Annotated in this window: 11 protein-coding genes and 1 pseudogene; 3 read left to right on the top strand and 9 right to left on the bottom strand. The window is 44.2% G+C overall.

Features of this window, described 5'->3' with window-relative positions; translation table 11 throughout:
• Nucleotides 1–870: 870 nt before the first annotated feature.
• Complete coding sequence (locus tag ACT7WV_RS10360; RefSeq protein ID WP_445102825.1) at nucleotides 871–2,154, top strand: cyclic nucleotide-binding domain-containing protein; 1,284 nt, start codon at nucleotides 871–873, stop codon at nucleotides 2,152–2,154.
• Between the two features lie 37 nt (nucleotides 2,155–2,191).
• Here ACT7WV_RS10360 and ACT7WV_RS10355 read toward each other — a convergent pair whose 3' ends face one another.
• On the bottom strand, nucleotides 2,192–3,406 hold the full coding sequence (locus ACT7WV_RS10355) for a DUF790 family protein (protein WP_445102824.1): 1,215 nt from the start codon (nucleotides 3,404–3,406) through the stop codon (nucleotides 2,192–2,194).
• A gap of 93 nt (nucleotides 3,407–3,499) precedes the next feature.
• On the opposite strand from ACT7WV_RS10355, the gene ACT7WV_RS10350 reads away from it, so the two are divergent.
• A complete protein-coding gene (locus tag ACT7WV_RS10350; RefSeq protein WP_445102823.1) occupies nucleotides 3,500–4,483 on the top strand; it encodes a tetratricopeptide repeat protein in 984 nt (327 codons plus the stop codon).
• A 197-nt stretch (nucleotides 4,484–4,680) separates the two neighbouring features.
• Here ACT7WV_RS10350 and ACT7WV_RS10345 read toward each other — a convergent pair whose 3' ends face one another.
• From ACT7WV_RS10345 to ACT7WV_RS10335, 3 genes and pseudogenes are all read right to left on the bottom strand, one after another.
• Nucleotides 4,681–5,238 carry a pentapeptide repeat-containing protein gene (locus ACT7WV_RS10345; RefSeq protein ID WP_445102822.1) on the bottom strand — a complete coding sequence of 186 codons (558 nt, stop codon included), beginning with the start codon at nucleotides 5,236–5,238 and terminating at the stop codon, nucleotides 4,681–4,683.
• Between the two features lie 424 nt (nucleotides 5,239–5,662).
• Nucleotides 5,663–5,773, bottom strand: a pseudogene (locus ACT7WV_RS10340) (pentapeptide repeat-containing protein); the annotation flags it as partial.
• Nucleotides 5,774–5,810: 37 nt separating this feature from the next.
• Nucleotides 5,811–6,002 (bottom strand): pentapeptide repeat-containing protein, encoded by a 192-nt coding sequence (locus ACT7WV_RS10335; RefSeq protein ID WP_445102821.1) that lies wholly within the window; start codon nucleotides 6,000–6,002, stop codon nucleotides 5,811–5,813.
• Nucleotides 6,003–6,662: 660 nt separating this feature from the next.
• On the opposite strand from ACT7WV_RS10335, the gene ACT7WV_RS10330 reads away from it, so the two are divergent.
• On the top strand, nucleotides 6,663–7,568 hold the full coding sequence (locus tag ACT7WV_RS10330; protein WP_445102820.1) for a CoB--CoM heterodisulfide reductase iron-sulfur subunit B family protein: 906 nt from the start codon (nucleotides 6,663–6,665) through the stop codon (nucleotides 7,566–7,568).
• A gap of 3 nt (nucleotides 7,569–7,571) precedes the next feature.
• On the opposite strand, the gene ACT7WV_RS10325 is transcribed toward ACT7WV_RS10330, so the two are convergent.
• From ACT7WV_RS10325 to ACT7WV_RS10305, 5 genes are all read right to left on the bottom strand, one after another.
• Nucleotides 7,572–9,422, bottom strand: a complete 1,851-nt coding sequence (locus ACT7WV_RS10325) for an N-acetylmuramoyl-L-alanine amidase (RefSeq protein ID WP_445102819.1) — start codon at nucleotides 9,420–9,422, stop codon at nucleotides 7,572–7,574.
• Between the two features lie 255 nt (nucleotides 9,423–9,677).
• Entirely contained in the window at nucleotides 9,678–10,721 is a 1,044-nt protein-coding gene (darG, locus tag ACT7WV_RS10320) for a type II toxin-antitoxin system antitoxin DNA ADP-ribosyl glycohydrolase DarG (protein WP_445102818.1), read from the bottom strand.
• Nucleotides 10,722–10,737: 16 nt separating this feature from the next.
• Entirely contained in the window at nucleotides 10,738–11,052 is a 315-nt protein-coding gene (locus tag ACT7WV_RS10315; RefSeq protein ID WP_445105620.1) for a DUF4433 domain-containing protein, read from the bottom strand.
• Nucleotides 11,053–11,118: 66 nt separating this feature from the next.
• The gene (locus tag ACT7WV_RS10310; RefSeq protein WP_445101257.1) at nucleotides 11,119–12,132 is read right to left on the bottom strand and encodes an IS701 family transposase; all 1,014 of its coding nucleotides are present in this window, start codon (nucleotides 12,130–12,132) and stop codon (nucleotides 11,119–11,121) included.
• A 145-nt stretch (nucleotides 12,133–12,277) separates the two neighbouring features.
• Nucleotides 12,278–12,640 carry a DUF4433 domain-containing protein gene (locus ACT7WV_RS10305; protein WP_445102817.1) on the bottom strand — a complete coding sequence of 121 codons (363 nt, stop codon included), beginning with the start codon at nucleotides 12,638–12,640 and terminating at the stop codon, nucleotides 12,278–12,280.
• Nucleotides 12,641–12,668 lie beyond the last annotated feature (28 nt).

Below are 12,668 nucleotides of genomic sequence, written 5' to 3'. Positions count from 1 at the left end.
TGAAGGCTGTTTTGTTTTGTAGCTGTCCCGTCTGACAGTCTTTTTGAGGTGGCGATTTATCTTCACTAATGACAATGCTTATACAAAATAGCTATGAGCTGCATTCGCTGCCATTCGGGATAAACTCTACTGATTTGAAGTCGCTGTAATTCAAATAAAACGGGCATCTTTGCCAACAAGCTAAGAAGCGATTAACCCGTAGTTAGTTGTCAAAAACTTGGAGCAGAATTAGTTTAAAAGGCTGCTGTCAGGGAAAACGCCAAGAACAGTTAGTCTTCTTAAACCTAGCAGTGATAAGTCATCTGCAAACAAGGACAGATAGTTTCCTCTAAGATTTTCTAGGTGTTGATCATTTGTCTAGCTTCCTAGTGTACTTAAGCTTCTTAATAAGTTTTAACACAGAAACTGTATCTCCGTAATACATTTTTCTGAATTAGGGGTGTAATCTAAGATACTATGAACTGACAAATCAGGTGATAATGGAGCTGGCTACTTTGGTTATCCAGCAAGTTGGCGTAATACCAAAAACTAGTGCTAGAAAAGAGCTACTTTTTTAATGAACTCAGCTTCGGCAAAAAAAATTGAGTAACTGTTTTAACAAAGAAAGTAGTCAACATAGTGGCAATACCTTGTTGAAATAGCTGAAACAACTGATGCTCTGACACAGCTCAACTTTTTTTGATTTCGTTAAACATAATCAGTGCAAAGAGCTTAACATTCATTCGTTAACTCCAAACTAAGATTTAGTTACTTCTGGGTTAAATGCGATCAACTTGTATTAGTCTGAACCAATAAAGTCGGTTTGGAGCTATCTACTGGTAGTATGTATTCAGCCTGGCACTAGAAGCATCTACCTAAAATTTATAAAAGTTGACCCAATCTTCCCTAACGGCAGCATTTATACAGGGCATATTAGGAGCTTCAAGCTTGGTCTTGGGAGCCTCTTTAGGAGTTTTTTGGCAACAGAGCAAGTCTTTCTCGGCTGCCGTAATGGCCTTTGGCAGTGGTACTTTACTCTCAGCGATCGCTTTTGAAATCACTATACCCGTTTACCGTGAGAGCGGGTTTTTGCCTTTGCTGGTCGGGTTTATTGTGGGTGGTAGTTTATTCACTGGTCTAACCCAATACATTGACCAAAAAGGCGGTTTTTTGCGCAAACTCGCCTCTAGCCGTCGCTACCTTCTAGAACATCGCCAGGAACAGGTATCAGACATTCTCAATCGCATTGCCCATATTGAGGTGATTCAGAATCTACCAGCTAGGGAGAGGCAAGCCATTGCTCCCTTTCTCAAACCAGTTTCTGTTCAATCTGGAGAGGTACTTTGCCAAGAGGGAACTCCGGGAGAGTACTTCTACATGATTGTGGAGGGAGAAGCTGAGGTACTCAAAAACCAGAAAGTGGTTAATACAATGGGACCCGGGGAGGTATTTGGTGAAATGTCATTGCTGACAGGAGAACCACGATCAGCCACTGTGATTGCTCGAACTCCGATGGAGTTGTATCAATTGCACCAGCAACACTTTAATAATGTGTTAACTTGGTCACCCCATATGGCTTGGGCCTTAAGCCGTTCCCTAGCGCGGCGGCTGCAATTCTCTACTGATTCACGTATTGCGGTAGAAGAAAATTTAGATCGTTGGCGGCAACAGTTAATTGATCGAGTAGAACTAGATCTGTTGATCACAGAAGACCCTACCACTCTGCAAGGATTGGTCAAGCGTTCTGCTCCTTTGGCGATTGTCATAGGTACATTAATTGATAATATTCCAGAATCAGCCGTAATTGGCATGAATGCGGGAGAAGGTCATTTCGGCTGGTCATTTTTACTGGCGGTGTTTATTTCCAATTTCCCTGAAGCATTGTCGAGTGCCTCTGGCATGAAACAGGCAGGCGCTGGGAAAATTCAAATTCTCGGTTTGTGGATTGGAGTCATGCTGTTGTGCGGTTTTTGTGCAATTGCTGGCTACTTTTTGCAAAGCAATACCCCTGGGTTACTAGTAGCAATAGCTCAGGCTCTCTCTGGTGGAGCAATTCTGGCGATGTTAGCCAGTACAATGATGCCAGAAGCCTATGAGCTTGGTGGCAGTTCGGTGGTTTTCTCGACTATTTTGGGTTTTTTGTTAGGTTTCTTTATTTCATCAAGCCACATTTGAGACCCTCAACTGACTGCTGAGTTGATCAAGAATAAGCTTAATCCAAAATTTCCAACACAGTTTTCGGCGAAAGTTTATCTTTAAACCAAACAACTCTTACCGGAATATCCTGCAATTTAACCCCGGCTTTTTCCAAATTTAATCGCTCAGAAATTGCCAGAATTAAGTTATCGCATCCTGACTGATGTACCTGGTAAAATTTCTTCTTTAAGTATTCTGGACGCCAGTAACCGACAATCTCTAATAAGAAGTTACGTCCATCGGGGTGAACTAAGCGAAAGTCCGGAATCATCACACTACCAGGAACAGGAATTAGGTCAACTTCTCGCTCTAATATCCACTCAGTTTTTTGGGATTCCCAACGCTTGGCAAAAGCCATCTCCAACATACTGTCATAAGTCTTATCAGGCGGATAGTGACTCACTAAACCACACTGATCATTGAGACTAAAACGACCCGTTTTGATGGTGCCACTATAAGGGTCACGACGCTGCAATGTAGTATTGAGACTCCATTTAGTAACATGCAACAAAGCTGGGAGTAGTTTGGCGATCGCCAAACCATAGCGCGTACTAGGCTTAAATAGGCTCGTTGGCCCATCGATGATAATCGTAAAGCCGTGGTCAGCGTCCCCCTCAATGTATGTCATTAGCTGAAACAGCTTCAAATAGCGGAATAAAAGCTTATACTGACCAGGAACATTCCGGTGGGCATTAATAGTAATGTCACTAGCACGATAAAAAATGCCCTGCACTTGAGACAAGTTGTAGCGGTGCAGTAATGCTTCTGGTGCTGGGTCATCAAACTGGGTAAGGATCCGATTTTCTTGTAAATCGGCATATAAACCAGTGTTAATTTGCTGTGGCAGAACTTCGTGGTTTAATTCTTGACCGAGGGCGATACAGAGAGTCTCTAGTGTCGCTTGAGACGCCCCAGGAGAGGGGACGGATTGAGCCGCCAGGGTAAACACCCTCTTACGCAGTTCTTTAGGTTCTAGGGGGCTGATGATTTCAAACGTGGAGAAGCTGTTTTTGAGGATATGTGCCAAACCTCTTTTGAGTCGGTAGTCAGGACTGTCGCCTTCCAGGTCTAATAACTGTCGATCTAACTCGCCTTGAGTATGACCAACAGCCTCCTGGAAGCAACTGATTAATTCAGTAGCAATGGCACAGCTTTGTGGGTTAATCGACAATCGTTTGGGAACAATCTCTTCTCCATTTTGCCGATTAATTAACAGCTCAGTCGGTAGCATAATTTAATTGAATCCTTTAGTTCTTCCAGTCATAGTATTAATAAGCTTCAATTAAATGGCAGGATTCTTGCTAAATGAGGAAGGGAATTCGAGATGAGTAGAGTAATGCTCAGGCGGCAGAGTTCATACGACGCAATCTACAGAGCTCTGGAATGCCGACCAGACAGTTACCAGGATTGGTATGAGCAAGGGAATGCCTTGCGTGATGCGGGGCGCTACGAGGAAGCCCTCGCCAGCTATGACCGAGCCTTGGATTACAAACCCCATGATTATTGGACTTGTTACTGGCAGGGCGATATTTTGGAAGCATTAGGACGCTGGGAAGACGCAGTTGCTAGCTATGACCAAGCCCTAGAAGACAGACCCTCTGACTACTGGGCTTGGTGTCGTCAGGCTATTGTGCTGCGCCAGCTTGAGCGCTACCAAGAGGTAATTGTCTGCTATGACCATGCCTTAGAAGCCAGACCAAGGGATTATTGGGCTTGGTATAATCGGGGTTACGTAGCTTTAGAAGACTTGGAGTGGTACACAGAAGCGATCGCTTGTTTCGAGCAAGCCCTAGCAGCGCGACCACAAGACTATTGGAGTTTTTATCGACAAGGCGACGCTTGGCGATACTTGGGACGTTACTCCGATGCGATCGCTTGCTATGATCAAGCGCTTGAGTGTCGTCCTGCTGATTACTGGGCTTGGTATCGACGAGGAAACGCTTTGCGTGATTCGGGCAACTGGGAAGAGGCTATTATCAGCTATGACCAAGCATTAGCCATTAAACCAACAGACTTCTGGAGTTCTTACCAGCGAGGCGAGGTGCTGCGGCGCTTAGGTCGATATCAAGAAGCCATTGCTAGTTACGACCAAGCCCTTGACAGTGAACCAGAAGACGCTTACGCCTGGTACAATCAAGCTTGTGCTCAGGCGTTGCTCGGTAATCATGAACTAGCTCTTGCTGCGCTGCAAGAAGCGATTCAGCTAAATGGGGAAAATCGAGAGTTACCCAAAACCGACTCAGATTTTGATAGCTTGCGAGGGCATGAGCAGTTTCAGGCATTGGTCTTTGGCAACCTGTCTCTCTAGGGAAAAGTAGATAATATCTAGAGTTGTCATGGGCTTAGTGGCGAGCAGAACACCAAGTTTGGCTTGATATACCGCGAATAAGCAAAAATCGGCAAGTAAATGGGGGAGTTCCGAGAGTTAAAGTTGAGGATATCCCAGTTTTCCAGGATCGTAAACTCAGCTCCTGAACTCCCCCAGTTTAGTTAAGGATCACAGGATTAATCCGTTGAGCAAGAGCCGTTCCAACTTACCCAATGACGGGACACACCATGATGTGCTATTTCTCTATCAAGCTTGTCTTTGCTCAGACAAGTACCACTCAATTCAGCACCCACTAAATCGGCACCACTGAGCTCAGCCCCGTTTAGCTTGCTGTTGGTCAAACAAGTCCCACTTAAATCGGCACCACTGAGTTCGACATCAGTCAAGTTAGCGCCACTAAGATTAGCTTGATGAAGGTTAGCACAACGCAAGTCCGCACCACTCAGGTCAGCACCGCTCAGGTTGGTTCCAATCAAGTCGGCCCCAATTAGGTTAATTTCGGTTAAATTTGCTCCAGTCAAGTCAGCCCTGCTCAAGTCGGAATTGGTCAGATTGGCTTGATGGAAACAAGTACCACTCAGGTCAGCTCCACTCAAGTCAGCTCCACTCAGGTCAGCTCGACTTAGGTCAGCTCGACTTAGGTTTACTCCACTTAAGACAGCATTAGCCAGGGAAACGCCCCGAAAATCCGACTCTCTGGCAGCATATCGATGCAAAAGCTCTTGAATATTCATCTCTTAAGGTTTCCTAAATGTGTATTTTTAGGCAGCCCTGCGTTGGAAAGAGTTTGCGTAGGTTTTCCCTACACCCTACGTAATCAACTCACCTAGGCCACGCCATTGATCGGTTAGACCATCCTCACGTCACACCAGAAACAAATTTGAGTTTTTCACTTTCTAAACAAAGGTCACGACCAAATCGGCTTTCACAATTTCACCACTAAATCTTGATCGGCTTTATCAGTCGTTTTAATAAGTTTGAAACCCAAGCTTTATAGCTCTTATCGTTTCAAGTCTTAATTAGAAGCAGCAGCAACTTTGCTGGTATTCTACTCAAGTACAAGTTTATAACAAAACCTCTTTTATGGTTAAGAACTTTAACAGAAGTTTATTTGAAAAAAAATTTACAACTTCTATGCAAGTAGAACTTCGCCTCAGCTCAAAAAAACGGAATATCCTCTAGTTTAATTAACGCAGCGTCAGCATCGCTTAAGTCAGCACCAATTAGATTTGCCCCAGTTAAATTAGCTCCGATTAAGTTAGCTTCGGTTAAATTTGCCCGTCAGCTCCATTTAAGTTAATGTCAGTCAGTTTAGCTTGATAGAAACAAGTACCGTACCGCTCAAGTCAGCATTATTTAACTGGGAATGAGACAGGTTGACTCTGCTCAAGTCAGCACCAGAGAGGTTAGCACAACTGAAAACAGTACTAGCCAGGGAAACTCCCTGAAAATCGAACTTTCTACCAGCAGATCTAAGCAAAATTTGTGGCGTTTTCATTTCTTCAGGTTTCCTAAATTGCTAGTTTTAGGCGGCATAGAGTTCTGGCGTAAGTTATAGTTGAACCCTACGTCATGAAATCACCTTGACTGTAGTATTAATCTGTCATAATCTCTTAGATTATATTCAAGGCAAAGCTAAGTGTATTGATCTACTAACGGTGACTATGCGGTCACTTTCGCCTCTGTCAGGTAGTTACTGAATTATTGGCAATGGCATTAATGAGTTCGCACAAAAATGACCAATACTCAGTTCTAATTATTCTTTAACTAGAGCTGACAAACGTTAGCAATTCTTTGTTTAGCACCTAATCAATGGCAAATATTGTAATTCCAAAATAATCTCTGATTTGAAACTTTCAAAAAAAAGTTTATCGTACTGTTTTATTAAGGGAATTTGATAACTCATTTTAATTACGACTTGCCTAGGATAAACCCTTGTTGATTTTAAATTGATAATTTCACCAGACAAGCCAACTTGCAAAACTTGAAAATACTTACCAGTAACTTGACTATTTATCGTTAGTGTGAATTCAATTTTTCTCTCTGTGGTAGCTTCTTTGGTAGAGTAAAATCTTGAAGAGGCGATGGCATCAGATTACGCTAACCTCTTGTAAAGAATAGACCTAAACAATTATCTGCAAGCCCAATTCAAACCGCTATGCCATCTCCAACTCTAAAGTATGCTTACTTTCCTGGCTGCGTTGCCCAAGGTGCCTGCCGGGAGCTTTATCAATCTACTAGCGCTCTCGCCCTGGCATTAGGTATTGAACTGCTCGAACTCAAAAAAGCCGCCTGTTGTGGTTCTGGTACTTTCAAGGAAGATTCCCAACTGCTCGAAGATACCGTCAACGCTCGCAATATTGCCCTAGCAGAAGAACTGAATTTGCCACTTTTGACCCACTGCAGCACTTGTCAGGGGGTAATTGGTCATGTAGATGAGCGGTTAAAACAATCTCAACAAACAGACCCGAAATATTTACAGCAGGTCAATGGACTGCTCAAGCAAGAAGGCTGTTCACCTTACCGAGGCAGTACAGAAGTCAAGCATTTGTTGTGGGCGTTAGTGACTGATTACGGACTCGAAGCTCTACAAGAACGAGTTACTCGCAAGCTGAGTGGACTCAAGTGCGCTGCTTTCTATGGCTGTTATTTACTAAGGGCACAGCAGTCTATCCCCTACGACGACCCTTTCCGACCAGAATCAATGGAAAATGTGTTTCGGACAGTCGGGGCAACACCAGTTTATTATCAGGGTCGCACCCAGTGCTGCGGTTGGCCGCTTTCTAGCTATGCTCCAGAGCAATCTTTCCAGATGGCTGGAGGACATATTCAGCAAGCCATTGATGCTGGGGCAGATTGCTTGGTCACACCTTGTCCTTTATGCCACCTTAACCTTGATTCCCGTCAACCAGAGGTAGAGAAAGTGATTGGTCGTCAGTTAGGATTACCAGTATTGCACTTACCTCAGTTGGTTGCTCTGGCACTAGGAATTAGCCCCAAGGAGTTGGGTTTAGAGCGGCACATTGTTTGCACTAAACCTGTGTTAGAGAAACTAGGATTTTAAGCTCTAAAAATTTTGCTGCACATACTGTAAAATTCCAGCTGCGATCGCATCGGCAATTTGACTGCGGAAAGCCGGGGAAGCGAGTCTCGGTGCGTCCTCTCGACCAGTGACAAAACCAACTTCCACTAAAACAGCAGGCATGGAAGTTCTTCTAAGAACATAAAATCTCGCCTGTCTAACTCCCCGGTTTCTTACATTTAAACTTTGCAGCATACTGTTATGAATTGTTTGGGCAAGACGCCGACCACGAGCACTGGAGTAATAATAAGTTTCTATGCCGTTAACATCTGGACGGCTTAAACTAATGGCATTAGCATGAATACTCACAAAAATAGTAGCGCGTGCCCGCTCGGCCATTTGAACCCGTCCGGCAAGACTAATAAATCTGTCATCGGAGCGGGTCATGACGACTTGTAGTCCCTGTTGCTCTAGGATAGAGGCTACTTCTCGGGAAATGGGAAAAATTACATCTTTTTCCTGCAATCCACCAATGCCAATGGCTCCGGGGTCTTTGCCACCGTGTCCTGGATCAATGATCACTAAAACACGACTGTTAGGGACACGATAACGGCCAGCTGACGACCTTACCCTCTGAGGCGTTGTACTCCTCTCAGGCTGTGGCACCGGAATTGAGCGACTACGAGGCGATTCGGCTCTTGGCTGCTGCAATTGTAGTGCTAGAAGTTTGTCATTGAGCTGGTTGAGTTCTCCAATTTGAGCATCCCGGCCAGGTTCTACGAGAATCACCACAGTGCTGGGGTCTTGCTGTCTTAGTCGCACCTGCGATACTGAACTACTAGAATTTAGCTGAGGCCCCTTAACCCCATCATCGAGTTGAGCAGAGGGAATCAGAATACGGTAGGCATTAGCTGAACTATCCCAACTGCTGCTTGCCCTAATGCTTTGGTCAGCCCTAATTAACAGCTGAGTATCGTTATTAGCCAGTTCAACAGACTCAATCTTGGCCAGTCTCCTGGCGGTTTCAGCAGAAGAGGTTCGTTCCTCAGAACCACCGACCTGGAGGGCAGAGGCGCTCTGAGGTACAATCACCAGGCCACCGACACCGCTATAACTCACCTGCCAATCTGGAGAGTCTCTGGCCACTTCCAACCTGACGCGAATTATCGCTGGTGAGTTCTGCTCTTGGGAAAATTGAATTTGATTAACCCCGTAGAGATTGACCAGTATCTCTTGGTTGAGCAGATTAGCAGGCAGAGTAATACCCTCGACTTCAAAATCTATAGTACGAGTTGGGCTACTGCGTCTTGCTTGCCGAGAACGACCTCTTCTCACCCTGACTTTTTCAGGTTCACTGCTGCTAGTCCGAATGAAAAAACCATTCCGTGTCACCTCAAAACTCGGTGGTAGGTTTCTTGAGGTTGCTTGTTGATCAGTAGTTATTACTTGAGGAGAAGATTGATTGTTGGAGGAGGCAGAGATTACTGATGGTGGCGCTGTCCTTTGAGGGGTTGGCAATTGCACTGACCATTGACGAGGAGAAGCACCTTGAAATTCGACCTTTTGCGGATCTAAGAAATAACCAGGTGCTAACTCGACGACAATGCGAGTCGTCTGAGGGTCAAACTGTCCTACTCGGATTTCGCGAATTTCCCCTGTACCTTGCTGATTGACCGTCCGGCGTTCCAAGGTTGTACCAGGCAAATCGATGACCAGACGCGTTGGGTTAGTAATTAGTTGCGCTTTGGGTTGCACGCCACCGTCCGTTACTAGCACTAACCGATTTCGATTTGTCTCAAAACGCCAAGAAAGGAGTTTGGCAGCTTCGGCGGCAGATGAACAGAGGACAACGCTCCAAAAACTTGCAAATACCAGTAACCACTTAAATCTCATCATTTAATTGTTGCTTCTTAGAAGAACCTGGTACTCCTTCACTTAGGGAGGGAAGAAGCAGAGAACCTTTTACCATTTCACTTTAAAGTGTTGACACGCATCATTTGATTAGGGATTCAGGCGTTAGGAGTCAAAGATTAGGCACTAAAAAAATAACGACAAGCATCAGCGGCGACAAGCTATCCGGAGCTTAGTCAGCGGTTAACGGTCTGTCCGGTCCCTGATACATTTATTAGACTTTGTATAAAAGTGTGATGCCTAGGGGCTTGCCAACCACCCCATCTCGCGTAGTCGCTTCCAAGCTAAGTGAATGTGACGGGGTTCAAACATTCGTTTGCGTGTGTTCCAAGCATGAACCTTTGTGACAACCTCTTCCTCAGTTACAGCCTTTTCTTGAGTAGCAACCCAATGAACAGTAGACAATAACTCCATCCCAAAAGTCGTCTCAAATCCTTCGATGAGATCCGCGACACGGGCAAACCTAGCCTGTGTTGCCTCATGCTCTGTTAGAAATGTTTCAGCTTGCTCAGAAGCATAGGGCTTCAACTCCAATGGTTTATCTGGTCGATCTTCAGCATCACCATAACCACTTATAAAATGCCCTTCAATATGACTAAGGACATGGCGTAGATTCTCAGCATAAGGTCCATAGGGAGCCTTGTGATAATTTAGACGCAGAGGTTCACCAGCTTCTTGCATAAAGTACATTAGCTTGTGTACTTCCAGAAGAGTAACAGTAGGGTCCATAACGGCTGCTAAGTAGCGGCGCATCAGTCCTAGCAACGCCGCTCGTCCAACAGTCATGTTCGGTACTTTGTTCTCTCTGACCATTGCAGTAGCTTGGGGCGCTCCGGCAGGCTCAAACAGAAGAATATCTACCTCTGGTAAGGATTGCAAAGCTTCAATAATTAGTGGTCGCACTTCTTCCCAGTTCAAACCACCCAACCCACAACCCAATGGAGGAATTGCAATCGAGCGAATCTGCTGCTGCTGTACAACGTTTACTAAGTCTGCAAGCCCTGATTTAATGTCTTCAATGCGGCTTTTGCCTTTCCAGTGACGCTTAGTGGGAAAGTTGATGATGAAGTGGGGATTATACAAGCGATTGAGGTCATGTATAAACATCTTGCCAGGTTGCACCTGATGAGCTTTACAAGCAGCTTCATAAGCTTTGAAGTTTTCTGGAAAGGCTTTCCGGAATTGCAGTGCAATACCTCGTCCCATGATGCCAACACAATTCACTGTGTTAACCAACGCTTCAGTGTCGGCTTTAAGGATGTCACCTTGAGTTAGCTCAATCATGGGTTGGCGTCTCCGATCAAAAATACCAGCTAGGCTCTATATCTATAACGGGTTGATGCCCGACGCTTGTCAAAGCCGTTTTAACTTTTGTTGCCATCGTACTATTAATTGTCCCAATTTTCTCAATCAGCGTCCACGGAAAGACATCAAACATCAAAAACTCCGCTTGTTTGCCTTCCTTGACCTTGGCATCACGAAAATCTGTAGACGCAACAGCAGCCCAGTCAATCTTGCTTAGTTTGGAGGGATGATTATAAAAGGTAGTTAAGCGAGCACCGGCATTACCATCACTGAAAGCCCAATGTACTGTGTTTAAATTTGCCCAGTGGATTACTGTCAGGACTTACGCAACTGTCACAAGCAAGGGCGTAGCTACGCCGCGCCAAGCGCTAAACAACTAGAGGACAAACATGGGAACATCCGGACGTTTGAGTTGCTGAACTAAATAATTTGACAATAATCCATGTTTAATTTGATAAATTGTTTGACTACTTTTATAAGCTAAATCTTTGAGTCTAAGCCCAACTAAAATAGCGCAGGCAATATGGTTTCTTTGAAGGCGACCCTTGCGACATTGACACGATTCAATCCCAGTCAATTGTTTTAATTCTCGATGAAACTCCTCAACCTTCCATCGAACCTTACACACTTTTTGTACAACGTCCGTAGAATCTTGAGATAAATCGTTTGTAGCGATAAAATCCGTTCTGTCGGTGGAGACAGTCACCCGGAATAGTTTCACTTTTTTAGCACCTGGGAACTTTTTTATTTTAACTATTTTACCGGATTTCAACTCCTGCTCATCCCAAGATAACAAATCAACTTTTTTATAATTTTCTTGACCTGACGTATCATCAACAAGCCGATTACGTTTCAGAGGGCAATAATAATATTTCCCTAAACCATCAATATATAACATCAGTTTGTTGGTTGCATACCAAGTGTCCATCAAGACAGCTTGAAACGGCAAAACCTTATGATACACAAGGTTTTGTAGCATCTCTATTACATGATCTATCTTGGTTTTTCCATCTCGGTCTGGGTCATAAATACGATAGTCCACTACCCAAAACTTTCCGAGTTCATGATTGACATATATACAATTTATGACACCAATTCCTTGGATAACACCATGTTCATTGCCACTATACTGCCGTTTACTTGTCTCTATTTCTGTGGCATGTCGTTTATCAAGTACTGTATCATCAAACACGACATATGAATTCTTATTTATTTCGATGATATCTTTGAGATTATCCCAAAGTAGACGCGGTGTTAGCTTTTCATTTTTGAGATAGCGGTTGATTTTATCATGGCTAATCTGCTCTAGATGCTCTGCCAAATTTGTCAGAGTATAATTAATTTGACTACTTAACAAATACTGACAATAGTTAAGTTTAGTAAATCTCATCAACTAAAAGATTTTTTTATGCGTCCTCAACTAATTTTCTCATGATTTGAAGAATACTTAACATAGCCAATCACTGTTACTAATTTCAGCAATGCCATCTGGGTACGCCACTTTGACATAGTACATAAATACTATAAAGTTGCGCTCACGCTGTGCCAGTTGCGTAAGTCCTGACTGTATTGAAGTCGGCTTGGAGGTGGACAATAGGTTGCTGACCACCCCTGTAGCTAACCTCTGGATGATTTCCCATGTGCAGAATGTAGAGCATGATGGAACGTGGGCAGAAGTAGAACGGCACATACTGTCCCACCATTGTCCCTGAATGGCATGAAACCTCTATCTCATTGAGTCGTCGCTGCTTAATGGTAGACATCCCCACCAATGAACAGGTGAGTCCGTTGGCAATGCGGTTTGCATCCGAAACCAATCCCATACTGGCTACAATGGTGGGCAAATTGTCTATATGGGTGATGTGATAAAGTTTGGGGCTAGAGGGAACCGATGCCATGTGGCATTATCCTTTGAGCAAATTCCGT

Source organism: Symploca atlantica LB2515 (assembly GCF_052546295.1).
This window is presented reverse-complemented; position numbering and strand designations above follow the sequence as displayed.